The 21,584-nt window shown below is 60.8% G+C and carries 26 protein-coding genes; 15 read left to right on the forward strand and 11 right to left on the reverse strand.

Translation table 11 applies throughout. From position 1 onward, the window contains the following. Positions 1-55: 55 nt before the first annotated feature. On the reverse strand, positions 56-961 hold the full coding sequence (locus M2A_RS18385) for an OmpA family protein (RefSeq protein WP_244444454.1): 906 nt from the start codon (positions 959-961) through the stop codon (positions 56-58). A 245-nt stretch (positions 962-1,206) separates the two neighbouring features. Between M2A_RS18385 and M2A_RS12740 the strand changes: the two genes are divergently transcribed. The 4 genes from M2A_RS12740 to M2A_RS12755 all read left to right on the forward strand — a co-directional run bounded on the left by M2A_RS12740 (position 1,207) and on the right by M2A_RS12755 (position 4,186). Then, positions 1,207-1,809: a PilZ domain-containing protein gene (locus tag M2A_RS12740; RefSeq protein ID WP_158597165.1), complete on the forward strand. Its 603-nt coding sequence runs from the start codon at positions 1,207-1,209 to the stop codon at positions 1,807-1,809. 111 nt (positions 1,810-1,920) lie between these two features. Continuing rightward, a complete protein-coding gene (locus tag M2A_RS12745) occupies positions 1,921-2,622 on the forward strand; it encodes a crotonase/enoyl-CoA hydratase family protein (RefSeq protein ID WP_045448195.1) in 702 nt (233 codons plus the stop codon). Positions 2,623-2,658: 36 nt separating this feature from the next. Then, complete coding sequence (locus M2A_RS12750) at positions 2,659-3,156, forward strand: RT0821/Lpp0805 family surface protein (protein WP_052379466.1); 498 nt, start codon at positions 2,659-2,661, stop codon at positions 3,154-3,156. A 265-nt stretch (positions 3,157-3,421) separates the two neighbouring features. Beyond that, positions 3,422-4,186, forward strand: a complete 765-nt coding sequence (locus tag M2A_RS12755) for a transglutaminase-like cysteine peptidase (protein WP_081875613.1) — start codon at positions 3,422-3,424, stop codon at positions 4,184-4,186. A 154-nt stretch (positions 4,187-4,340) separates the two neighbouring features. On the opposite strand, the gene M2A_RS12760 is transcribed toward M2A_RS12755, so the two are convergent. Continuing rightward, positions 4,341-5,120 carry an enoyl-CoA hydratase-related protein gene (locus tag M2A_RS12760; protein ID WP_045448196.1) on the reverse strand — a complete coding sequence of 260 codons (780 nt, stop codon included), beginning with the start codon at positions 5,118-5,120 and terminating at the stop codon, positions 4,341-4,343. 232 nt (positions 5,121-5,352) lie between these two features. Here M2A_RS12760 and M2A_RS12765 point away from each other — a divergent pair, with 232 nt between their 5' ends. Then, positions 5,353-6,141 carry a GYF domain-containing protein gene (locus M2A_RS12765; RefSeq protein WP_045448198.1) on the forward strand — a complete coding sequence of 263 codons (789 nt, stop codon included), beginning with the start codon at positions 5,353-5,355 and terminating at the stop codon, positions 6,139-6,141. Positions 6,142-6,165: 24 nt separating this feature from the next. Here M2A_RS12765 and M2A_RS12770 read toward each other — a convergent pair whose 3' ends face one another. Together M2A_RS12770 and M2A_RS12775 are read right to left on the reverse strand one after the other, a co-directional pair. After that, positions 6,166-7,287 (reverse strand): hypothetical protein, encoded by a 1,122-nt coding sequence (locus tag M2A_RS12770; RefSeq protein ID WP_156101761.1) that lies wholly within the window; start codon positions 7,285-7,287, stop codon positions 6,166-6,168. Between the two features lie 101 nt (positions 7,288-7,388). Then, on the reverse strand, positions 7,389-7,919 hold the full coding sequence (locus tag M2A_RS12775) for a gamma carbonic anhydrase family protein (protein WP_045448202.1): 531 nt from the start codon (positions 7,917-7,919) through the stop codon (positions 7,389-7,391). A gap of 170 nt (positions 7,920-8,089) precedes the next feature. Between M2A_RS12775 and M2A_RS12780 the strand changes: the two genes are divergently transcribed. Further along, on the forward strand, positions 8,090-10,093 hold the full coding sequence (locus M2A_RS12780) for a PhoX family protein (protein ID WP_045448223.1): 2,004 nt from the start codon (positions 8,090-8,092) through the stop codon (positions 10,091-10,093). 111 nt (positions 10,094-10,204) lie between these two features. Next, a complete protein-coding gene (locus tag M2A_RS12785; protein WP_045448238.1) occupies positions 10,205-11,284 on the forward strand; it encodes a hypothetical protein in 1,080 nt (359 codons plus the stop codon). A gap of 171 nt (positions 11,285-11,455) precedes the next feature. Here the strand turns inward: M2A_RS12785 and M2A_RS12790 are convergent, their stop codons facing one another. From M2A_RS12790 to M2A_RS18045, 3 genes are all read right to left on the reverse strand, one after another. Further along, complete coding sequence (locus M2A_RS12790; protein ID WP_045448241.1) at positions 11,456-11,746, reverse strand: hypothetical protein; 291 nt, start codon at positions 11,744-11,746, stop codon at positions 11,456-11,458. Positions 11,747-11,925: 179 nt separating this feature from the next. Beyond that, positions 11,926-12,234, reverse strand: coding sequence for a DUF6949 family protein (locus M2A_RS12795; RefSeq protein WP_045448244.1), 309 nt, complete (start codon positions 12,232-12,234; stop codon positions 11,926-11,928). 36 nt (positions 12,235-12,270) lie between these two features. Continuing rightward, the gene (locus M2A_RS18045) at positions 12,271-12,510 is read right to left on the reverse strand and encodes a hypothetical protein (protein ID WP_156101762.1); all 240 of its coding nucleotides are present in this window, start codon (positions 12,508-12,510) and stop codon (positions 12,271-12,273) included. 486 nt (positions 12,511-12,996) lie between these two features. On the opposite strand from M2A_RS18045, the gene M2A_RS12805 reads away from it, so the two are divergent. Next, positions 12,997-13,725, forward strand: coding sequence for a hypothetical protein (locus tag M2A_RS12805; protein WP_045448251.1), 729 nt, complete (start codon positions 12,997-12,999; stop codon positions 13,723-13,725). A gap of 25 nt (positions 13,726-13,750) precedes the next feature. Here the strand turns inward: M2A_RS12805 and M2A_RS12810 are convergent, their stop codons facing one another. Then, positions 13,751-13,969 (reverse strand): DUF3126 family protein, encoded by a 219-nt coding sequence (locus M2A_RS12810; protein ID WP_045448340.1) that lies wholly within the window; start codon positions 13,967-13,969, stop codon positions 13,751-13,753. 316 nt (positions 13,970-14,285) lie between these two features. Next, complete coding sequence (locus M2A_RS12815) at positions 14,286-14,630, reverse strand: winged helix-turn-helix transcriptional regulator (RefSeq protein ID WP_121879569.1); 345 nt, start codon at positions 14,628-14,630, stop codon at positions 14,286-14,288. 157 nt (positions 14,631-14,787) lie between these two features. Here M2A_RS12815 and gstA point away from each other — a divergent pair, with 157 nt between their 5' ends. From gstA to M2A_RS12835, 4 genes are all read left to right on the forward strand, one after another. Further along, on the forward strand, positions 14,788-15,405 hold the full coding sequence (gstA, locus tag M2A_RS12820; protein ID WP_045448257.1) for a glutathione transferase GstA: 618 nt from the start codon (positions 14,788-14,790) through the stop codon (positions 15,403-15,405). Positions 15,406-15,475: 70 nt separating this feature from the next. Continuing rightward, on the forward strand, positions 15,476-15,880 hold the full coding sequence (locus M2A_RS12825) for a nuclear transport factor 2 family protein (protein WP_045448259.1): 405 nt from the start codon (positions 15,476-15,478) through the stop codon (positions 15,878-15,880). A gap of 14 nt (positions 15,881-15,894) precedes the next feature. Beyond that, positions 15,895-16,104 (forward strand): tautomerase family protein, encoded by a 210-nt coding sequence (locus M2A_RS12830; protein ID WP_045448260.1) that lies wholly within the window; start codon positions 15,895-15,897, stop codon positions 16,102-16,104. Between the two features lie 13 nt (positions 16,105-16,117). Beyond that, complete coding sequence (locus M2A_RS12835; RefSeq protein ID WP_045448263.1) at positions 16,118-17,080, forward strand: NAD(P)H-dependent flavin oxidoreductase; 963 nt, start codon at positions 16,118-16,120, stop codon at positions 17,078-17,080. A gap of 11 nt (positions 17,081-17,091) precedes the next feature. Here M2A_RS12835 and M2A_RS12840 read toward each other — a convergent pair whose 3' ends face one another. After that, entirely contained in the window at positions 17,092-17,871 is a 780-nt protein-coding gene (locus M2A_RS12840) for a glucose 1-dehydrogenase (protein WP_045448266.1), read from the reverse strand. Between the two features lie 198 nt (positions 17,872-18,069). Between M2A_RS12840 and M2A_RS12845 the strand changes: the two genes are divergently transcribed. Both M2A_RS12845 and M2A_RS12850 read left to right on the forward strand, forming a co-directional pair. After that, the gene (locus M2A_RS12845) at positions 18,070-18,357 is read left to right on the forward strand and encodes an antibiotic biosynthesis monooxygenase (protein WP_045448269.1); all 288 of its coding nucleotides are present in this window, start codon (positions 18,070-18,072) and stop codon (positions 18,355-18,357) included. A gap of 61 nt (positions 18,358-18,418) precedes the next feature. Further along, positions 18,419-19,699, forward strand: a complete 1,281-nt coding sequence (locus M2A_RS12850; protein ID WP_045448271.1) for an NAD(P)/FAD-dependent oxidoreductase — start codon at positions 18,419-18,421, stop codon at positions 19,697-19,699. Positions 19,700-19,723: 24 nt separating this feature from the next. Here the strand turns inward: M2A_RS12850 and cysE are convergent, their stop codons facing one another. Beyond that, entirely contained in the window at positions 19,724-20,548 is an 825-nt protein-coding gene (cysE, locus tag M2A_RS12855) for a serine O-acetyltransferase (RefSeq protein ID WP_045448274.1), read from the reverse strand. Positions 20,549-20,729: 181 nt separating this feature from the next. On the opposite strand from cysE, the gene M2A_RS12860 reads away from it, so the two are divergent. Further along, positions 20,730-21,554 (forward strand): alpha/beta fold hydrolase, encoded by an 825-nt coding sequence (locus tag M2A_RS12860; protein WP_052379468.1) that lies wholly within the window; start codon positions 20,730-20,732, stop codon positions 21,552-21,554. The last annotated feature ends 30 nt before the right edge of the window (positions 21,555-21,584 follow it).

Here is a 21,584-nt window from a genome sequence, read left to right on the forward strand (position 1 = left end):
AAGATGACGCAAGCGTCATCTTTGCCAAAGCGGGCGCGATGGCCCTTTTAAGCTTTTATGGGATCAGCGTGACCAGGGTGCGCCGGTTCAAGGGCTCGCGGACCCCGTCCCCTGTCGCGACGGCCGGCCGGGTTTCCCCATAGCCGATCGTCTCGATCGCTTCGGGCAGCGCGCCCATTTCCACCAGCACCGTTTTCACGATTTCCGCACGGCGCACGGAAAGCCCGTCATTATATGAGGCCGGGCCCGAAGTGTCCGTATGCCCTTCCGCACGGATAAGGCCATGGCCGCCCGCGCGCGCCGTCTCGATGACGGTGTTGAGCACTTCCAGCGCCTCGGCGGAAAGCGACCATTCATCGAAGCCGAAATAGACGGTGAAATTCGCCGGCTGAGGCGCCTGCGCGACCGGCGCGGGGGCCGGAGCAAGGGCCGTTTCAAGGCGGCTGATATAGGAAAGGAAGCGGCCCCGGCATTCAAAGGCAGGCGCGGCGCCCGAATCCATGGCGATCTCATGCACCCAGCAATCATAAGCGGTCTGCGCCACCGCAGCCATGTCGGGCTCGGCTTCCTTGGCGCCGAGATTGAAGGCCGCCGTCAGGCGCTGGCGCGCATCGGCCGTCTCGGCCACGCTGGCAATCGCCGCCAAAGGCTCGACATCGACGCCGCCCGCCGCTTCCAGCGCCTTGGCGGCATAGAACTCGGCCTGCTCATCCGCGCCTTGCCCGTCACGGGCCGTCGCCAGATTGAGATAGGAACGATAAAGCGCCTGCTGAAAAGCGGTGCCGCCCGGCACCGTCTCCAGCGCATCGTCATAAAGGCTCGAGGAACAAGCCGCGACGGCCAGACCGAGAAAAAGAAACGCGGCATATTTAAGCGCCGCTCCTGATGAAGCGAGCACCGAATAGATTGCCTTCCCCCGGAAACCGTTTTTCACCGTGTTTTGTGCCGTGCCCCGCATCATGCCCTCATCTTCGGCCGCGCCCTGCGGCCCCATTGCGCCGCTCGAAACGGCTTGTTCTTTGGTCCTGGGTTGTCCTAAGTAAGGTTAACCGCTTTAGTCTTATAGCGCGAAAAGAAGTGTTTAGGCCAGCAATGCCGCGCGGAACTGAAGCAACTCATTAACTTTCCTGTCCTAGGATAAACGGCAAAGAACACCATGCAGAATCGGCAGTTCAAAGGGGCGCGCCTGTCATGCAGGAGAAGAAATTGAACGAAGATCGCCGCCGTGCGGAGCGTAAAGAGCTTTCCGTCGACGGCCGGCTGATGACGCCGGCTGGCGAGGAGTTCACCTGCAGCGTGCTCGACATCTCTTTGGTCGGCATCGCGCTTTCAACCCCCGCTCCGGCGAATCTCGACGACAAGGTCATCATCTATCTCAACGATCTGGGCCGTTTTGAAGGCAAGGTCGTGCGGATGATCAATGGCGGGTTTTGCGTCGAAATCCATCTGGTGACGCCGCGGCGCGAACGGGTTGCCGAACGTATCCGCTGGCTGTTCGAAAACCAGCGCCTGCCTGCCGCCTCTGCCGAAAGCCAACGCCAGTTCCCGCGCATCACGCCGAAGGAATCGGGCCTTGGCGCAGCTTCCCGCCTGATCCTGCCCAATGGTGAGCGCACCGAATGCCGCGTGCTCGACATGTCGCTGAGCGGGGCGCATTTGAAAACCGATCTGCGCCCGCCCATCGATTCGCGTGTGCAGGTGGGCCGCATGACCGGCCGCGTCGTGCGTCACACGCCGGAAGGGATCGGCGTGCATTTCGACAATCTGGCAACCGAGCTGCCGACCGACGCCTCGCATCTGACCGAATAATCGCGCCAAATTAGCAAAACAGGCCGCAAGGATGCAGGGACGCCCCGCTATCCGCCCTGCGCGGTGGCCGTTAAACTGCCCCGTCAGAGAATCAAAAACGGGGCGGAACCCATGTCAGACAATCTGCTGAGCTACGAAGTGAGGAACGGCGTTGCCGAAATCCGCATGGATGACGGGCGCGCCAACGCGCTTGGCCATGAGATGATCGGCGCGCTGAACGGCGCGCTCGACAAAGCCGAAAAAGAAGCAAGCGCCATTCTGCTCTCCGGGCGTGAAGGCCGCTTCTGCGCGGGCTTCGATCTGTCGGTCATGAGCGGCGGGCCGCTAGCCGTGCAGGAACTGGTGGGCTCCGGCGCCAAACTTCTCACCCGCCTTTATATGTACCCTCTGCCCGTCATCACCGCCTGCACCGGCCATGCGCTGGCCGCGGGCGGGCTTTTGCTGCTTGCCTCCGATTACCGGATCGGGGCGGAAGGCACATTCAAGATCGGGCTCAATGAAGTGGCGATCGGCATGACAACACCGCTTTTCCTGCTGCATTTCGCCCGCGACCGCGTGCCCGCGCCGCTGTTCGACCAGGCCACCGTCCATGCGCGCATCTTCGATCCTGAAAGCGCGGTTGCCGCCGGTTTCCTTGATGAAACCGCTGCCCCGGACGCGCTAATGAGCACCGCCGCCGCAAAGGCCGAAGCCATGGGCGCGCTGCCCCGGGCTGCTTTTTCAGGCTCCAAACGCAAAGCCCATGGCCCCACCGTTCGCCATATTGAAGACACACTCAGCGCCGATTCTTCGAGCTTTGATGGGGCGCATTAGCCTCTGTTCGCAGGAGAACGGAAAATGAGGCGGTTCATGCATTTTCGCTTTCTGACCATCGGCCTGCTTGCCGCGGGCCTGGCTTTTGCCCAAGCCGCGCCGGCGCGGGCCGAGTGCGCCGTGGACAGCACCGAAGGCGTACTCGGCGGGCTTGCCGGGGCGGCGCTCGGCGGTTTTCTCGGCTCGAAAATCGGCAGCGGTTCGGGCAAGACAGCCGCCACGATCGGCGGCGCCTTGCTGGGCGGCTTTGCGGGCAATCAGGCCGCGCGCAATCTGACCTGCCAGGACCAGTCCTATATGTACGACACCACCCAGTCTTCGCTGGAGCGCTACCCTTCAGGCCAGAGCGCCACCTGGCGCAACCCCGATAGCGGACATTGGGGCACGGTGACGCCGGTCAGCACCTACCAAGGTGAGGGCGGGCGCAATTGCCGCGAGTTCGAGCAGACGATCTATATCGACGGCCAGCCGGAACAGGCGACCGGCACGGCCTGCCGCCAGGGTGACGGCACCTGGAAAATCATCGGCGGATAAGAGCGCACGCTGAAGCGGTTTGAAACGGGAGATGGCACCGCCGTCTCCCGTTTTTCTTTGCGCCCGCCCGGGAGGACCAGACGAAATTGCCTCAAATTATTCGAAAAGAAATCTGAAAATTGAATACAAATAAAAATAAGAGATAATAAAAGTATATATAAATACTCGCTGAACTTATCTCAAATACATACTCCAATTTTGGAAATATAGAAACTCGAGACGTGTAACTTACCCAATACAGGATCGAAAGATCGGGGTAAGTACAATGTTCTTGATGCGTTTAGTTATCAGCGTCGCATTGGTGCTGTATCTGGTGGGGTGCCAGACTATTGCGCCGGATGCGACGTCCGGGCTCAAAGCCGGTAAGCCTTTGGCGCCGGCCGGAGCCCTTCAACCCGTTTCCATGGAAGCGGGCTCTCAGGTCGTTCCCCCCTTCGGCTATATCGGATTTTGCCTGCGCCATGCCGCGGAGTGCGAAACCGGCACCCAGACGCCCTCCAGCGTCGAGCTGACGCCCGAAAAATGGCGCGAGCTCAACGAGGTGAACGATTACGTCAACAAAGCCATCCGGCCGGTCGAAGATATCGACCTTTATAGCCGTGCCGAATGGTGGGCCTATCCGGGTGAAGAAGGCGGCGACTGCGAAGACTACGCCCTGCTCAAGCGTAAATTGCTGATCGAGCGCGGCTGGCCTGCGGATGCGCTGCTGCTCTCGGTGGTGAAGGAATGGAACGGGGCCGGTCATGCCGTCCTCACCGCCGTCACCGACAAGGGCGATTACGCGCTCGACAATCAGGCCGCCAATATCGTGCTCTGGAAAGACACGCCCTATAGCTGGGTGAAACGCCAGTCCCGCACCCATCCTTACATGTGGGTCAATCTCGACCCCGAACGGGAAGCGGAAATCCGCCTTGCCAGCGCCGAGGTGCCGAAGCGCCCGGCTCTGCAAAAGCCTGCCGCAGCGCCGGAAGGCACCTCAAACCTGCAAAAGCCGCTTGAAGAAGGCGTCTTGAAGCAGAGCGTGAATTAGGAGATCGGGCAGGCTCCGCCTGCCCCACGATCCCCCCGATCAGGCCCTTTCACCCCCCTTGGGCCTGGTCCTGTCGAGGCCGGTCCCGTCGCGAGGCGGGGCCGGCTGGCACAGTTTCAAGCCCTGAGAAAGTGAAAGCGGAAGGAACCGGCTGTTACCGGCCCTTCCATTGGGGTTTGCGCTTTTCGGCAAAGGCGCGCGGGCCTTCGATAAGATCTTCGCTTTTGAAAAGAGCCGCGACGGCGGGATATTTTCCGTTCACCGCCTTTTCAAGATTGGCTTCGTCGAGCCCTTTATAAACGCTCTCTTTCGAGGCTTTGATCGACATGGGCGAGCATTCCATGATCAGCCCGGCCCAGCGCTTGGCCGCCTCAAGAAGCTGATCGGCGGGCACGACTTCATTGACGAAACCGAGCTGGCGCCCTTCTTCCGCGCCCACAACGCGCCCCGTCAGAATCATACCCATGGCCTGCTTCAGGCCGATCTGGCGCGGCAGCCGGTGGAGACCGCCCGCCAGCGCAGCGAGGCCAACTTTGGGCTCGGGCAGTGCGAAGTTCGCCTTGTCGGAGGCGATGATGAGATCGCAGGCCAGCGCGATTTCAAAGCCGCCACCCATGGCAACGCCGTTTACCGCGGCAATGACCGGCTTGTTGAGATCATAGCGCGCGGTGAGCCCGGCAAAGCCCGTGGCCGGCACTTCCAGCTTGTTGCCTTCGGCCTGGTATTTCAGATCGTTGCCTGCCGAAAAAGCGCGCTCGCCTGCCCCGGTGATGATCGCCACCCAAAGGTCGGGATCGGCGGCAAAATCGTTGAAGACTTTTTCCAGCTCGAAATTGGCCGGCGGGTGCAGCGAGTTCATGCGGTCGGGACGGTTCATCGTCACGATCAAAAGGTGCCCCTCGCGCTCCACCGAGCAGAATTCATAATCAGCCATCTGTTGCTCCCTGTTAGCCGCCCGCCTTACCCGAACAGCGCTTTATTTCTTCCAATTTGCCGCGCGCGGCGCCCAAGAACAAGCCAGGGGCCTGTCCCGCGCCCAAGACTTCAAATTCTCGTAATCGGACGCTGCGGCAGCCCGGGGTAAGCCTCCATTAAGCATTCTGCCGTTAAGTTGCCTTGTGGTGAAAAGCCGCCACAAATCCGTTTCGAATCAAGGCACACAGGGGATGAGCGCCCAGATCAACCAGGCAGAACCCGACATGGCAGAGACGGCCGCGCCCGCTGGCGATGTCCGGCCGGAGGCTGCAGGCGAAACCGGCACCGCAAGCCCAGCTTCTGCGGAAGCCGCCGCTCCGGCCGCCGAAGAACAATCCGGGCAGCCGCAAGCGGCGAGCGAAACAAAGACCTTCTGGACACTGAAATATGGCGACCAGATCTACGGTCCCTATTCGCAAGACGCCATGGAGCGGTATATCGGCGAAGGCCGGATCGTGGCGCAAAGCGTTATCGCGCCTGCAGGCAGCGAGGACTGGAAATTCGCCAAGGATGTGAGCGTCTTCGCCGTTCACTTCGGCAGCGCGCCCGCGCAGCCGGGTGCGCAGACTGGTGCGGAAGCTGGCCTTCAGGCCAGCACACAGCCCGACCGGCGCGCGAACCGCAGAGCCGCCGATACCGGCGATGACCGCCCCGCCTACGGTCCTGCCAAAGGCCAGGTCGACCGGCGCAAACGGCCCGAGACGAATAATTTCGTCATCATCGCCGAAATCAAATCGCACCATGGACCGGAACTCGAACGGGCACTGATGTCCGCGGGTCCCGCCATGAAGATCGCCAGCAATGCCTGGGTGCTGAGCGCCAAGACATCCGCGCCCGGCCTGCTCAACCAGCTCAGCCAGCATATCGGCCGCATGGATCAGCTTTTCATTTCCGATGCCACATCGGACCGGATCGCCTGGTTCAATTTCGGGCCGGAGATGGACGCCAAGGTCCGCCGCGTCTGGCGCAAACCAACCTGATTTCTTCTTATTTTTGCTGCGGCTTCAAGGGCGCGCCAAGGGCAGCCTGAGCCCGCCTGCCGTCAATGGCAGCGGCGCAGGCGCGGGTTCCGATGCCTCTTCCGCGCCGGGCCGGGCAAGCGGCAGCAGCGCATTTTCTTCTCCCGCCTCACGGGCCGGATTTTCCTGCGGCAGGACGGCAACCGGCGCGGCATGAGGCCCGTTCCCTTCGCTGCGCACCGGGGGCGCATCGCCAGCCAGACGCTCCATGATGGATTTGGCCGGGCGCCAGCGGGCAATCAGCGGTGCGCGCATGGCGCCGATATCGATGCAGCGCGGGCCAGCTTCCTCGCCCCTGTCGCAGCGCACCGTCTCACGCAGAATATCGAGCTGGAAATTCACCTTGCGCACAAACTCGCCGGTCAGCCCCGCATCGCGCACCTTGCCGACCAGCACAAGATACTCTTCGCAGCCTGTCTGCTGGCGCTCCAAAAGTACCTCCAATTGACGCGCGGAGAACCCTTCATGCGGGGGCGCGCCCGTACAGATACGCCATAAAAGCTCGGCGGCCACATGATCGAAAAGCTGCACGAGATCGCGCTCGCCCCCCGACAGGCCGCCATAAACTTGCGCGAGTTCCTTCGGCTCAAGACGGCGGAAGGCTTCCAGAAATCCGAGAATGTCCTTGGGCAATGGCTGGGAGGTAACGGGCGCCGGCACCTCTTCTTCTTTCTGCTTTTCCTCCGGCGCATCCGGCAGGCGCAGTCCCTCTTTCAAAAAAGACATTTCCACCGCCTCAGCGATGTCAGGCTCGTCATCGGGTCCCGCCGGGATAAGCAGGAATTGCAGCCCGAGCGGGCGCTCTTCCATATGAAAATAGAAGGTCTCCGCGCCGCGCTTCAAAAGCCCTTGGGCGGCGGCGCCGGTTCTATGCCCGTTTAATGCGAAAGCGGATTGACCGGGCGGACGCAATTGCCCTGCAATGCGGGCATCTACCTCCGTCACCGTGAGGCGGTAGCCTTCAGCTTCGGCAAGGCCCGTATAAACACCGCTGAAAGAGCGGGCCTCGGCTTCGGCGGAAAACAGCACGAAAACCGGGAGGATGAGACAGGTCAGAATCCGCCCCCAGCGCCCCTGCCAGGCAAAATCACAGCCACGAGCTTGCACGTCCCCACTCCCCAACGCATCACTTTTGGACCGGCACAAGAAAGACCGGGCCGCTTCCACTATCCATTATAAGGCAGCGGGCGAAAGAACCCGTTAACCGGTCATCGGGCCGGCTTCAGCCCCGCCGCATAGCGCTTCCAGTTTTCCACATAATGATCGGCGGACAGTTTCAATGCGCCGCCTTCTTCTTCGGACAATTGCCGCACGATCTTGCCCGGCGAGCCCATGACGACGGAGTTGTCCGGAATTTCCTTGTTCTCGGTGATGAGAGAGTTCGCGCCGATCAGGCAGTTCTTACCGATCTTCGCGCCGTTCAAAATAATCGAGCCGATGCCGATCAGCGAATTGTCGCCGATCGTACAGCCATGCAGCATCACTTTATGGCCGATCGTGACGTTCTTGCCGAGCGTCAGCGGATAGCCCATATCCGTGTGCAGCACGGAAGCATCCTGCACGTTGGAATTCTCGCCAATGGTGATGCGCTCATTATCCCCGCGCAGCACCGCGCCGAACCAGACACTCGCCTGATGCTTGAGTTCGATATTGCCCATCACCTGCGCATCGGGCGCGACCCAGTATTGTCCCTCTCCGGGCAGGATGGGGGTGACGTCTCCCAGCTTATAAATCGCCATGAATGCCTCCTTGAAACGCCGCGCGGAGCGCGCCGTGCTTTTGCCGTTGCCGGTTCTTCTTGCTGGCCGGACTATGCCACGGAAAAGATAAATCTGTCATGGATTTGCCGTCTGCGCGCAATAGGATGGAAGAAACGCACCCGTCAGATTTGAGAGGCAGAACCGAGGCCATGAGCGACACTTCCCGCACCCGCGCCAGCAACGAAAATTTTCTTGCCTTGGAAAAATATGAACGCAGTGAGGACCGGCCCGTTCCGCGCCCCATGGCGCGCCCCTTTAGCGACATCGCAGCGGCGCGTTTCAGCCGCCGGTCTTTCCTGCAAGGCACATCGAGCGCGGTGCTGGCGCTCGGCGTCTCGGGCGCGCTTGCCGGCTGCAGCGAGGAAGGGGAAGCGGGCATTCCCGGTTTCAATTTCGACGAAATCGCCCACGGTGTCGATGAAACCCATCACGTCGCGCCGGGTCATGACGCGGATATTCTTTTGCGCTGGGGTGATCCGCTCTTTGCCGATTCCCCGCCCTTCGATCCGGAAAACCAGAGCCCCGCCGCTCAGCTTAAACAGTTCGGTTATAATAACGACTTTCTGGGCCTGACCCCGCTGCCTTTCGGCGATGAAGAAAGCCCCCATGCCCTGCTCTGCGTCAATCACGAGTTCACGAACGATCCGCTGATGCACCGCGCGCTCAGCGAAGCGGCCGACCCGCGCCTTGCCTATACGCCGCAGATGGCGCGCATTTCCATGGCAGCGCATGGCGGCACGATCGTCGAGGTGAAAAAGACGGACGGCAAATGGGCGCCCGTCACCGATAGCCCTTTCAACCGCCGCATCAGCGCGCTTAAAACGGAAATGATGCTGGACGGCCCTGCCGCAGGCCATGCGCGCCTGAAGACATCTGCCGATCCAAGCGGGCGCAAAGTCACCGGCACGCTCAACAATTGCGCCGGCGGCATGACGCCCTGGGGAACCTATCTGATGGCCGAAGAAAATTTCCACGGCTATTTCGCAGGCAGCCTCGATGAGCATCCCGAAAAACGCAATTACGAACGCGTCGGCATACCGGGCGGGTTTTATCCCTGGTTCATTGCCGATGAGCGCTTCGACATCAACAAGGAACCGAACGAAGCGAACCGCTTCGGCTGGATCGTCGAAGTCGATCCTTATGACCCGGCCTCCACACCTGTTAAACACACCGCCCTTGGGCGCTTCAAACATGAAGGCTGCGAAACCGTGCTTGCGGAAGATGGCCGCGTCGTCATCTATTCCGGCGACGATCAGCGCTTTGAATATCTTTATAAATTCATCAGCGCTGCGGCAGTCGATCCCGGCAACAGACGGGCAAACATGAACCTGCTGAGCGAGGGCACGCTCTATGTCGCCCGCTTTGCAGAAGATGGCAGCGGCGAATGGTTGCCGCTTGTCTTCGGTGAGAACGGCCTCGACGCCTCGAACGGTTTTGAGAGCCAGGCGGATGTGCTGATCGAAACGCGCCGTGCCGCCGACATTTTGGATGCAACACCGCTCGACCGGCCCGAAGACGTGCAGCCCAACCCGAAGACGGGCCGCGTCTATGCCGCGCTCACCAATAATTCCAAACGCGGGGAAGAAGCAACGGACGCCGTCAATCCACGCGCCCACAATATCTGGGGCCAGATCGTCGAAATCACGCCGGAGGGCGGCGATCACAGCGCACGAAAGTTCACCTGGGACCTGCTAGTGAAAGCGGGCAATCCAGCCAAACCTGAGATAGGCGCCGCCTTCAACGAAAAGACCAGCGCCAATGGCTGGTTCGCCTGCCCGGACAATCTGGAAGTCGATCCGCAGGGCCGCCTCTGGGTCGCGACCGATCAGGGCAAAGGCTGGCCAAAAGCCTCCGGCAGCGCCGACGGGCTCTGGGCGCTCAGCACGGAAGGCGAAACGCGCGGGCTCGGGCGCATGTTCTTCCGCGTGCCGGTGGGCGCTGAAATGTGCGGGCCCCGCTTTACCGCGGACGGCGAAGCGCTTTTCCTTGCCGTGCAGCATCCAGGCGCCGACGGTGCGGAGGATTATGCGCCCCATGGCCGCCCGTCGACTTATGCGGACCCGGCAACGCGCTGGCCGGATTTCGACCCGGCAATGCCGCCCCGCCCGTCCATTGTCGTCATTACGCGCAAAGGCGGCGGCAAAGTCGGCTAAGCCCCGCGCATTAACCATGCCGGTTGCATCGGGGCGGGCGCTCAAGCACTCTATGTGTCTGCTTGCGCGCGCCCTTAGGCACGCGCCCAGCCAAAGGGAAACGGGGGTTCCATGCGGCTCTTCAATACGGTCGTTCTGCTTTTCATCGGCTTACCGGCAGCGTTCTTCTTTGCATACCAGCAAGGCTGGCTCGATCCATATGTCGAGGAAGACTGGATCCCGGCAGGCCCGCTTATCCAGGCCGAACTTCGCGCGACGGTGAGCCCCGAAGAGATCGAGGCACGCATCGCCGCTGCGCTTGAAGAAGACGACTACGCCGATGCGCAGCTTTATGCGGAGATCGCCGATTACGCCTCCATTCCCCTTTCCGATGAAACACGCGCCGCGCTCGATGACGCCAATTCGCTGACGAACAATATCCGCCGCACCGGCGGTTCCTTCTTCGAAGGTTTCGTCTATGGACGCGGCAGCGATACGGCGAGCTTCATGGGCGCGCTCACCTCGGATCTCACGGTCATCGGCGATGTGCGCGACATTGCGGGGGAAGGCGAAAAAATGGTGCGCGGTGAAGACTATTCGACCCTCATTCTCGGGCTCTCGGTTGCAGGCGTTGCGGCAACGGCTGCGACTGTCGGCTCGGGCGGCGCCGCTTTGCCTGCAAAGGCCGGGCTCTCGCTTTTAAAGGTCGCCAAGAAAGCCGGTACGCTCACCGCGAGCTTTGCAAGCGAGCTGCGCCGGCTGCTTTCCGAAGCGGTCAATTTCAAGAAGCTGAAGGAAACGCTGCAAACGACAAGCCTTGGCGATCTTTCCGCCACGCGGCGGGCGGTTGGGGAGTATGCGGACAATGTTTCCTTCGCCAAGCTCACGCCCGTTGTCAGCGACGTCAGCGCGCTGCAGCGCGCGGCAGGTCCCGCCGAAACCATCCGTCTGATGCGCTATGTGGAAAACAGCGGCGACCTTGCCCGCATCACCCGCATGAGCAAGACGCTCGGGCCGAAGACGCGCGGTATCATCGAGCTGACGGGCAAGACAAGCCTGCGCGCCTTCAAGACATTGGCGAATTTCGTGCTCTGGCTGCTCTCCTGGGCCTGGGCGCTTGTCGCGGGCATTGCAACTTGGCTGGGCGGCATGGGGCTGCGCCGCGGCGTGCGGGGGATCCGCAACCGGCGGGCCATCACGCGCGAGGCCTGACGGGCAACACGGGGCCCCCCCCTAAAACAAAAGCCCGCGGCACGAATGCCGCGGGCTTGGTCAGTTCGGGACCACCTCTTTTTCAAGAAGGCTCCACCGGCATATACCGGGAGCTGTCCCCACTACTTGTTCCGTCTTCCTTCACATGAAGAAGACGCAATTCCTCAAAAATCAGAGATAAGTCAACGCCTGAACCACAACGAGCGTGCCCAGCGCAGCCGATCCCACGAAGGAAAGATAATCGGTCCGGGCACGGCGCCCTTCCGGTTTCGTGAAAAGCGCCGCAACGGCATTGCCGAAAGGCTGGTTCTCAAATGCGATCAGCTGATGGCCGGTATAAATGGCCAGCACAGCAAAGGCACAGAAAAACGCGTCGCGCGCAGCCAGAAGACCGAATTCAAACCCGGCCGCGATCAGCACGATAGCGGTGACAGAAAGAATGTTCCAAAGCGTTGAGCGCATGGGGGGCGTCCTATCTTTGTTTTGCATCGCAGCATCCGTGCTGCATTGCACATGTTATAGATAGGAACTTACTGACAAATAGTCAAGTAGTCAGATTCGGCATGTTTACCAAAGGCTTGCCGACCCCCCCTACAAAAGAAACACATAATAAAAACAGATACTTACGTCACCCTGATTTCTTAAGCCAACACCAGGGACAGAATGAAAATACCGACCAGAAAGCTCCAGAAAGACGCGATCAGCGTGCTCAGAAGGAGCCAGAACGGCGGGCGGTTTTCGATGACCTGAGCGCGCATCGCATTACGCAGGATGACCGTCGGTCCGGCGAAAACCAGGGTGCACACCCCCATGACGAGCCCCGCCGTCGATTCCTGCCACATCTGAAAGCTGGCCGGCTTATTGGTTACCAGCCGGTAGAAACTGCCCGTCAACCCGGCAGCCACATAGCCGGTTACCAACGTCAAAAAGAACACCATCAACTCGTGCATTATCCCTGCTCCCATGGCTGCCCCGCAGCCAGCGCCTTACGGCTTTGCCTCGTTTTCCGCCGCGTTCTCAAAGAGCGGGCCGCCCTGACCGGAATTCTGACCGGAATTCTGGCCGGCACTTTGGCCGCCATCCCACTCTGCCCCCCGGTTCACCACCGCAAACTCATCGGCCAGCGCCGGCCGAAGCGGGTGGCCCGCACCTTCCAGTTGCGCCAGATCGGCCCCGGGCGGCGCCATGATCCGGCCGTCGAGCGGCAAAACTTCCGCCTTGGCCATGGCGCAGCGCGCAGAATCGGCGATGCAAGGGGAAACCGGCGCCGTGCTGGCCCCAGACCAGACCAAAACAGCATCCGTAGGCCCGCCCGCATAGGCGACAAACCCCAGCAACATCATCACTTTGAGAACGAACGTGATCATGCCAACGCGGGCGCAAGGCGCGTACCAACACGCGTCCGCGGTCCCCATTTTCGCGGAAACAGGGATCTGGCGACGAAAAATTAAGAAAAATCAGGCAGTTATAGTGAAATGCGCCGGAACGGAGGAGAGACAGCGGCCGATCCCGGCCCCGCCTCATTGTGCCGTTCTGCGCAGCAGGCGGGCCAAACGCGGCCAATCTGTCTCAAAAGGGAACGCCGGGCTCCCTTCAAGTTGCCCGGAGGGACGGCTAAGATGCGCCGGCTTTAAGGGATCGAGGGTCCGGCCTCGCCGGACAGCCTGCCCGCCAGAAAGTCAGCCCGTTCAAGGAAGGAAGCGAGTGGTCACATGGATGCAGCCGTAAAGGAACGCCCCGCCTGGCTCATTCCGCTTGTTGCCGCCCTTGCCATTCTCGGCCTGTCGGTAATCTTCCTCTATTACTATTTCGGCCCCTCCGCCAACGAGTTGCTCGGCCTCAGCCCCAAGGCGACGGCGAGCGACGAGATTGTCGAGGTGAGCGTGGGCGGCAAGACGCTCTATGTGCCCTCGCACTTCACCCGCTACCCGGCCCAGCGCGGCGGCACGCAGGAAGAGCTGGCCCTCCACGCCCTCCTGCCGGATCTCACGCCCTTCAGCCCTGAAGAGCGCGCCCTTTTCGAGGATAACAGCCCGAATTCCCGCGTCGTCCTTTTCAGCCTGAAAGCCGGCGACATGACGCTGCCCGAAGACCAGCGCTTTGCCGCCGTCTATAGCCGCTATTTTTCCGGGGAAGAGCCCAAGGAAGTGATGAACGGGCGGGAGCATTACGCCTTTGCCGAAGGCTCGGGCTACCGCGACCAGGATCTTTTCCTCGCCACGGACGAGCAGGGAGAAATGCTGCTGCTGCTCTGCTTCCGTGAAACACCGGTGATTTTCAGCCCCTCCTGCTCACGCACGAAAGTGCTGCCGAGCGGGCTCGTGCTGACCTACCGCTACAAGCGCGCCCGGTTAAAAAACTGGGCGGCGATCGACCGGAACATCCAGACGCTGGTGGACAGCTTTTCTGAAAAGCCCCGCCAAGCGGCGCCCGCTTCTTAAGCGGAGCGCAGGCTCAGATGCATTCTTAAATATTTTCGGGCAGGTCGATATCGAGGATCGCCATTTGAAAGGCGTAGGAAACTTCGCCTTCATCTTCGTCACGAAAGATCACGCCGATAAATTCATCGCCGATGCTCACTTCCACAGAGTCGGATTTCTGCGGGCGAGCCGACACATGGATCGTGTCCAGGCGGAACGTATCGCGCAAATATTTCTCGAGACGTTTAACTTCTTGCTTGTCCAAAACGATCCCCAACTCACTGAAACAAATGAAAACACCCGCCTATCAAAGGCAAGGCGCAGGTTCTAACGAGCCTGCGCCGCCGATGCAACCTTTGGGAGTAACCGCAGGAACCGGCGCCAAAGAAGACCATATTGACGCAGCCGGAACAACCGTCTGTTGAGACTTATCACCGAGCCGTGAGCAAAGAGTGCCGCAGCACACGGCCATTCAAGCGCATGAGTGAGTTTTTTTACTCTCTGCCGGCATCCATTCGCGCATTGCACAAACGCCGCCGCCCATAAAGAAGCGCCATTAAACCGCGCGGACGCGAATCGCTTCAAGCTTGCTGCTTGAGTTTATGGCCGACATCGACAATCGCCTCGATCGCCGGCACCAGTTCGGCGCCAAGTTCTGTCAGTTCATATTCCACCGAAGGCGGCGAGGTCGGTTTCACGTCGCGGCGCACCACCCCGCGCGCTTCAAGCTCGCGCAGCCTTGTGGTGAGCACTTTGGGAGAGACAGGAGGAATGTCGAGCCTAAGCTCGCTGAACCGGCGCGGACCTGCGCGCAGGCTCCAGATCACATTCACCGTCCAAGCGCCGCCGATGATCGACATGCATTCCGTAAGCGGACAGGCTTCGGGCGGCTGCGGGCTTTTGTTCTTACGGATTTTCAGGGGCATGGGCGCGCTTTCAAGCTGTCTGCAGAGGATCGGCTGCCGGAAACTCGTTACCCAATGGAAACTCGATTCTGAAAGTTTCCAAAGGATAGTACATTTACAATAGAAAGCCTACTGCCTAGCTAGAGCGCATCGCTCACCCCAATGCAAGGGACACAAGATGAAGCTCTACTACAAACCCGGCGCCTGCTCGCTCGCCCCTCATATCGCTCTGCGGATGGCAGGACTCGACTTCACCCTGGAAAAAGTCGACACCCAGAAAAAGATCACGGAAAGCGGCGCCGATTATCTCGCCGTGACGCCGAAAGGGTATGTCCCGGCGCTGGAAATCGCAGGCGGCGAAGTGCTGACCGAAGCCCCCGCCGTTCTGCAGTTCATCGGCGATCAGAAGCCGGAGAGCGGCCTTGCCCCGCGGCCCGGCACGCTGGAGCGGCTGCGTGTTCAAGAACACCTGAACTATGTCGCCTCCGAACTTCACAAGGCTTACGGCCCCTTCTTCGCCGCGGCGCCAATTTCCGATGAAGTCAAGCCCGCCGCGCTCGCCAATATCGAAAAGAAGCTGAATTATTTCGAGACGGTGCTGAGCGATGGCCGCGCTTACCTTACGGGCGGCACATTTACCGTGGCCGACAGCTATTTCTTCGTCGTGACCAATTGGAGCAACTTCATCGGTCTCGATCTTGGCAAATGGCCGCATATCGCTGGCTATATGAGCCGCGTTTCGGCACTTCCTGCCGTACAGGACGCATTGAAGGCGGAAGGCCTTCTCGCCGCTTGAGCACGAAACGGCTGGCTGGCCGGCGCAAACCGGCCGGCCCCTTCCCTCTCCTTTACTAAAGAGGCATCCCATGCATCCCGCGCATGCCACGGCAGCCTTTGGCGACATCGTTCAGACGCTGCAGGATTATTTCGACGGTCTTTATTACAGCGACGCGGAAAAGCTGGCCGGTGTGTTTCACACCAAGGCGCATTATGCCTGCGCCACCGAGGCCCCGCTTCTTTACTTGCGGATGGATGAATATCTGCCCATCGTCGCAAAGCGCCCGTCACCTGCAAGCGGGGGCGAGCCGCGGCGCGACAGTATCGAAGCCATCGAGTTTGCCGGTCCTTATACCGCCTTTGCGCATGTAAAATGCGCGATCGGCCCCAAATATTTCACCGATTTTCTGACATTGATCCGCACCGACGGGAAATGGCAGATCATCTCGAAGATTTTCCATTACGATATCCTGCCCGAAACGGCAGAAGCTTGAAGAGAGGAACACCCATGCCCTATGTGAATATCAAAATCACCCGCGAAGGCGTGACCCCGGCGCAGAAAGCAGAACTGATCAAAGGCGCGACGGATCTGCTCGTCAAAGTGCTGAACAAGAACCCGGCAACGACGGTCGTCGTCATCAATGAAGTGGAGATGGAAGATTGGGGCATCGGCGGCCTGCCGGTGGAAGAATACCGCAAGACCCTAACTTCCTCTTAAAAGGATAAATCCCATGGCCCTTGTCAGCGCGCTTACTGAAAAGTTCGGCATCGACATTCCGCTGCTGCTTGCCCCGATGGCCGGGGTAAGCGGCGGGGAACTTGCCGCCGCCGTCAGCCGGGCGGGCGGGCTTGGGTTTATCGGCGTGGGCTATATGGAAGAAGACTGGCTGCGCGGGGAACTTGCCAAGGCAGGAAACGAGAAAGTCGGTGTCGGCTTCATCACTTGGGTGCTGGCGCAGAAACCGCATCTCCTGCCCCTTGCGCTCGATCATGCGCCGAAAGCCATCTTCCTGTCCTTCGGAGAGATCGAACCTTTTGCCCCGCAAGTGAAAGAGCGCGGCATCCCGCTCATTGCCCAGGTGCAAACGCTGGCTCAGGCCAAACGCGCCGCCAAGGCCGGGGCGGACTTCATCGTCGCGCAGGGAACGGAAGCGGGCGGGCACGGCGCCAAGCGCGCCACTTTTCCGCTCGTGCCCGCCATTGCCGATGCGGTGGACGTGCCCGTTATTGCGGCGGGCGGTATCGGCGACGGGCGCGGACTTGCCGCCGCCTTGATGCTGGGAGCCTGCGGCGCGGTGTGCGGCAGCGCTTTTTACGCCGCGCCCGAAGCGCTCTCCCACGCCAAGGCAAAAGAGCAGGCGCTTGGCGCGAGCGGCGATGACACGCAGCGCAGCTCCGTTTTCGACATTGCCCGCGGCATTGCCTGGCCGCGCGAATGGACCATGCGGACGCTGAAAAACAGCTTCTCGGAAAAATGGATCGGCAACATGGCAGGCCTTGAAAAGGCAGCCGCGCAGGAAGGCGAACGCTACGCGGAGGCAGCCGCAAAGGGCGATTTCGACACCGCCGCCATTATCATCGGCGAGGCCGTGGACCTTGTGACCCAAAGCCGGCCTGCCGAGGAGATCACCCGGAAGATTGCAGGCGATGCCGAAGCGCTGCTGAAAAACGCCGCTGCGAATTTTCTACGCTGAGATGTCTCGGCTTAGCGGGCCGTATAGCCGCCATCGACGACAAGCTCCGAGCCCGTGACGAACGAGGAGTCATCCGAGGCGAGGAAGAGGATCGCCTTGCCGATTTCCATGGCCGTGCCGAGCCGCCCGATGGGATGCAGCATCGAGAGAAGACCCAGCATTTCATTGGGACTTGCCTCTTCCGAGCGCTCTACAACGCCGCGCACGAGCGGGGTGTCGATATAGCCCGGATGCACGGAATTGACGCGGATATTGTACCCGGCCTCCGCGCATTCCAGCGCGGCGACTTTGGTGAGCAGCCGCACCCCGCCCTTCGCGGCATTGTAATCGGATGAGCGCGGCGTGCCGACAAGGCCCATGATCGAGGAAATATTGATGATTGAGCCGCCGCCCGAATTCTTCATGGCGCGGATTGCGTATTTGCAGCCGAGAAAAACGCTGTCGAGATCGACGGCGAGCGTGCGCCGCCAGCTTTCAAGCGGCATGTCCTCGATGGGATGGCCTTCGGGCGCAATGCCCGCATTATTGACGAGCACATGCAGCCCGCCGAAGGCGCGCACCGTTTCGGCGGTGACTTTCTCCCAGGCCTCTTCGCTCGTCACGTCATGGGTCATGAAGGAAGCAAGGTGACCGGCATTCTGGATTTTGTCGGCAAGCGCCTGGCCCGCCGCCTCATCCACATCCGTGCACATAACCTTGGCGCCTTCGCTGGCCAGAAGTTCGGCCGTCGCCGCGCCGATGCCTTTTGCCGCGCCCGTCACAATGGCGACCTTGCCGCTCAACCGTCCCATAGGAAGCTCCCCGTTATCTCGTGTTGTTTTGCGGCATCTTGCCGCCGCGACGAGGCAATGGCCAGCCCTTAAACGCCGCACCCTAGAGCGCTTCAAAGAGGACAGAGACGCCCGCCCATGCTATAGGCTGGCGCAAACATTGGTCCGCGCCCGGCAGCGGCGCGCGGCAGGCAAAACGGTAAAATCAGGGAGTGCCCCATGGCGATCGCCTATCTCATCACCTATGAAGCATCGGACCCGGATACGATCGTGCAGCAGCTCAAGGCCTATAAGGAACGCGAGCTCGACCGCTCGCCCCCCAAAGGCTATCTCGGCGCGCGCATTCTGGAAGGCACGGACGGCAAGACCGTCACCTTCCTGACCGAGTGGGAAAGCGAAGAGAAGCTTGAAGACACCCGCGACAGCGCGCCTTGGGAAGCCTGTATGGACCTCAACGAGACCTTTTCGGACAGCAACAAGGCGCTGACGTTTAAAATGATAAGCTGAGCGGCAGCCGCTCCCTCCGGCGCGCTGGCCTGAGACCCACCGGCGCGTCTATCATTTACCCATGACCAGCACCTATCCCAATTCCTATTACGCGGCGACGGCCAAGGGCGTGCCGGCGCTTACCCGCCTTGAAGAGGACATCACCTGCGATGTCTGCATCATCGGGGCGGGCTATACCGGCCTTTCCGCCGCGCTGCATTTGGCGGAAAAGGGATATAAGCCCATCGTCCTTGAAGCCGAGCGCATCGGCTGGGGCGCGTCGGGGCGCAATGGCGGCCAGCTCGGCACCACTTTGCGCAAGGATCAAAGCGAGCTTGAGGCACGCTACGGCACGGACATGGCGCAGCGCCTCTGGGCGCTTGCCCAAGATTCCGTTGCCACCGTCAAATCCATCATCGAGCGCTACAAGATCGACTGCGACCTGACACCCAGCATTTTGCACGCCGCCTGGAAACGCAAGGATGCCGGTGATCTCGAAGAAGAAGCCGCGCATATGCGCGAGGCCTATGGCTATGAAAAACTGCGCTATGTGCCGCGCGAGGAAATGCGCGAGATGGTGGCGAGCACGCGCTATTGGGGCGGCGCGCTTGATGAAGGCGCAGCCCACCTTCACCCCCTGAATTTCGCTTTGGGCATGGCAGCGGCGGCAAAGGAAAAAGGCGCGCGGATTTTTGAGGACAGCCGCGTGCTCGACATCAGCGAGAGCGACCCGGCCCGCATCCGCACTGCCCATGGCACGGTGACGGCCTCCCATGTCGTCATCGCCTGCAACGGTTATCTCGGCAAACTGGAAAGCCGGGTGAACGGCTACATCATGCCGATCAACAATTTCATCATCGCAACGGAGCCGCTCGGCGCAGAGGGCGCGAAGGCGCTGATCCGCGACAATGTCGCCGTGGCGGATACGAAATTCGTAATCGACTATTACCGCCTCTCCCCCGACGGGCGGCTGCTTTTCGGCGGCGGAGAAAACTACTCGCCGAATTTTCCCAAAGACATTGCCGCTTTCGTGCGCAAGCCGATGCTGCGCGTTTTTCCGCAGCTTAAAGACGTGCGCATCGATTATGCCTGGGGCGGCACGCTCGCCATTACCTTGAGCCGCATGCCGCAATTCGGCCGCCTCGCGCCCAACCGGATTTTTGCCCATGGCTATTCCGGCCAGGGCATCAATGTGGCAACGCTCGCGGGCAAACTGATTGCCGAAACCGTAAGCGGCACGGCGGAGCGCTTCGATCTTTTGGCCGGTATGAAGACACAAAAATTCCCGGGCGGCACGTTGCTGCGCTACCCGGGTCTTGTTGCCGGCATGCTCTTTTATGCGATGAAAGACAGGCTGCCTTAAGCCGCCCGCTCTTTCAGCCCATGCCTATTTTTCTTTCGGCTTGTCTTCCTCGCGGATCACATGATCCATCGCCCGCGACGGCCGCTCGCAGCCAGCGCAGCCAACGACTTTGGCCGGGATGCCTGCTACCGTGCAATTGGCCGGCACGTCCTGCAGCACGACGCTGCCTGCGCCGACGCGCGCGCAGTCGCCGATCGTGAGGTTGCCGAGAATTTTCGCATCCGCGCCGAGCAGCACACCGTTACCGACCTTGGGATGGCGGTCGCCGGATTCCTTGCCCGTGCCGCCGAGATTGACCCCATGCAGCATGGAAACATCATCGCCCACGACAGCGGTCTCACCGATGACGACACCCGTCGCATGGTCCATCATGATGCCGCGGCCGAAACGGGCGGCAGGGTGAATATCCACCGCGAAAAGTTCCGACACCCGGCTTTGAATGAAAAGCGCCATGGCCTTGCGCCCGCCCGTCCAAAGCTCATGGGCGAAACGATGCGCCTGAATGGCGTTGAAGCCTTTGAAGAACAAGAGCGGCTGGATATAGGCGTGGCAGGCCGGGTCCCGGTCGAAAACCGCCGACATGTCCGCCCGGCAAGCTGCCGCAATATCGGGATTAGCCTTCAGCACATCCTCGAAGACTTCCCGCAGCACCATGGCCGAGACTTCCTCGCTGGAAAGTTTCCGCGCCACATGAAAGGACAGCATTTCATCGAAGGAATCGTGGTTGAGCACGGTGCCGTAAATGTAACTTGCCAGCACCGGTTCGCTGGCCGCCATTTCGCGGGCTTCTTCCTGAAGGCGCTGCCAAATCGGATCGCAGCTCTCGACCTGCTCGATAGGTCTGGACATGGCCGTCCCTCTCTTCAAGTGGCCGCGCGCGGCCTGAAAGATAAATCAGTTTATCACATAGGCCAGCGCCTGCGCGAATTCAACTAGGCAGCGTGGTCAACGGGACGTGAATGCTCACCGGCGCACCTGTGCTAGACTTGCCCCAAAAGCGGGCGGAAAAGCGCGCATTTCGGGAGGTTTCATGATGATCGCACCGGCAGGTTTCGTGTCCCTTGAGGCGATTCGGCTCTATGCCGAATGGCAGGGTGAAGGACCGCCCCTCCTCTTCATCTCCGGCACGGGAGGCGATTTGCGCAAAAAGCCGAACCTCTTCGACGGCCCCTTGCCCAAAACCTTCACCACCCTTTCCTATGACCAGCGCGGCCTCGGCCAGAGCGAGAAACCGCAAGCATCGCAACGCGCGCCTTACTCGATGAAAGACTATGCCGAGGATGCCGCCGCGCTCATGGAAGCGGCTGGCTGGGAGCGCGCACATGTCATAGGTGTTTCCTTCGGCGGCATGGTGGCCCAGGAACTTGCCATCCGCTTCCCTGAAAAAGTGGACAAGCTCGTCCTTGCCTGCACCTCGCCGGGCGGGGACGGCGGCGCCTCCTACCCTCTCCACACGCTCACTCACATGAGCGGGGAAGAACGCGCCCGGCACATGATCCCCATTTCCGACACCCGCCACGACGACAATTGGGCAAAGGCCCATCCCGAACAATATGAAGAGCTCGTGCGCATGGCCGCCGACGATCCTTATGCAGGCGAGCCCGGCCATGGCGAGGGCGCGCTGGCCCAGCTTGAGGCCCGCGCCGCCCATGACACCTGGGACCGGCTTGGCGCCATCAGCGCCCAGACGCTTATTTGCGGCGGCACATATGACGGCATCGCCCTGCCTGAAACCCAGGAAAAGATGCAAAGCCGGATTGCCGGAGCAAAGCTTCAAATGTTCGAAGGCGGGCACCTTTTTCTACTTCAGGACAGGCGGGCTTTTAAAGAGATCATCGCCTTTCTGAAAGACTGACTGCCCAATTCGGGCAGTCCCCAGAAAGCC

Source organism: Tepidicaulis marinus (assembly GCF_000739695.1).
GTDB lineage: Bacteria > Pseudomonadota > Alphaproteobacteria > Parvibaculales > Parvibaculaceae > Tepidicaulis > Tepidicaulis marinus.

What these genes read in the sequence shown, in the direction of transcription:
- M2A_RS12805 (WP_045448251.1), top strand. Translation starts at nt 12,997, where the DNA reads ATGGATGCAGCCGTAAAGGAACGCCCCGCCTGGCTCATTCCGCTTGTT.
- M2A_RS12795 (WP_045448244.1), bottom strand. Translation starts at nt 12,234, where the DNA reads ATGCACGAGTTGATGGTGTTCTTTTTGACGTTGGTAACCGGCTATGTG.
- M2A_RS12755 (WP_081875613.1), top strand. Translation starts at nt 3,422, where the DNA reads ATGTTCTTGATGCGTTTAGTTATCAGCGTCGCATTGGTGCTGTATCTG.
- M2A_RS12775 (WP_045448202.1), bottom strand. Translation starts at nt 7,919, where the DNA reads ATGGCGATTTATAAGCTGGGAGACGTCACCCCCATCCTGCCCGGAGAG.
- M2A_RS12815 (WP_121879569.1), bottom strand. Translation starts at nt 14,630, where the DNA reads ATGCCCCTGAAAATCCGTAAGAACAAAAGCCCGCAGCCGCCCGAAGCC.
- cysE (WP_045448274.1), bottom strand. Translation starts at nt 20,548, where the DNA reads ATGTCCAGACCTATCGAGCAGGTCGAGAGCTGCGATCCGATTTGGCAG.
- M2A_RS12830 (WP_045448260.1), top strand. Translation starts at nt 15,895, where the DNA reads ATGCCCTATGTGAATATCAAAATCACCCGCGAAGGCGTGACCCCGGCG.
- M2A_RS12745 (WP_045448195.1), top strand. Translation starts at nt 1,921, where the DNA reads ATGTCAGACAATCTGCTGAGCTACGAAGTGAGGAACGGCGTTGCCGAA.
- M2A_RS12850 (WP_045448271.1), top strand. Translation starts at nt 18,419, where the DNA reads ATGACCAGCACCTATCCCAATTCCTATTACGCGGCGACGGCCAAGGGC.
- M2A_RS12760 (WP_045448196.1), bottom strand. Translation starts at nt 5,120, where the DNA reads ATGGCTGATTATGAATTCTGCTCGGTGGAGCGCGAGGGGCACCTTTTG.
- M2A_RS12835 (WP_045448263.1), top strand. Translation starts at nt 16,118, where the DNA reads ATGGCCCTTGTCAGCGCGCTTACTGAAAAGTTCGGCATCGACATTCCG.
- M2A_RS18045 (WP_156101762.1), bottom strand. Translation starts at nt 12,510, where the DNA reads ATGGCCAAGGCGGAAGTTTTGCCGCTCGACGGCCGGATCATGGCGCCG.
- M2A_RS12765 (WP_045448198.1), top strand. Translation starts at nt 5,353, where the DNA reads ATGAGCGCCCAGATCAACCAGGCAGAACCCGACATGGCAGAGACGGCC.
- gstA (WP_045448257.1), top strand. Translation starts at nt 14,788, where the DNA reads ATGAAGCTCTACTACAAACCCGGCGCCTGCTCGCTCGCCCCTCATATC.
- M2A_RS12780 (WP_045448223.1), top strand. Translation starts at nt 8,090, where the DNA reads ATGAGCGACACTTCCCGCACCCGCGCCAGCAACGAAAATTTTCTTGCC.
- M2A_RS12785 (WP_045448238.1), top strand. Translation starts at nt 10,205, where the DNA reads ATGCGGCTCTTCAATACGGTCGTTCTGCTTTTCATCGGCTTACCGGCA.
- M2A_RS18385 (WP_244444454.1), bottom strand. Translation starts at nt 961, where the DNA reads ATGATGCGGGGCACGGCACAAAACACGGTGAAAAACGGTTTCCGGGGG.
- M2A_RS12790 (WP_045448241.1), bottom strand. Translation starts at nt 11,746, where the DNA reads ATGCGCTCAACGCTTTGGAACATTCTTTCTGTCACCGCTATCGTGCTG.
- M2A_RS12825 (WP_045448259.1), top strand. Translation starts at nt 15,476, where the DNA reads ATGCATCCCGCGCATGCCACGGCAGCCTTTGGCGACATCGTTCAGACG.
- M2A_RS12860 (WP_052379468.1), top strand. Translation starts at nt 20,730, where the DNA reads ATGATGATCGCACCGGCAGGTTTCGTGTCCCTTGAGGCGATTCGGCTC.
- M2A_RS12750 (WP_052379466.1), top strand. Translation starts at nt 2,659, where the DNA reads ATGCATTTTCGCTTTCTGACCATCGGCCTGCTTGCCGCGGGCCTGGCT.
- M2A_RS12845 (WP_045448269.1), top strand. Translation starts at nt 18,070, where the DNA reads ATGGCGATCGCCTATCTCATCACCTATGAAGCATCGGACCCGGATACG.
- M2A_RS12840 (WP_045448266.1), bottom strand. Translation starts at nt 17,871, where the DNA reads ATGGGACGGTTGAGCGGCAAGGTCGCCATTGTGACGGGCGCGGCAAAA.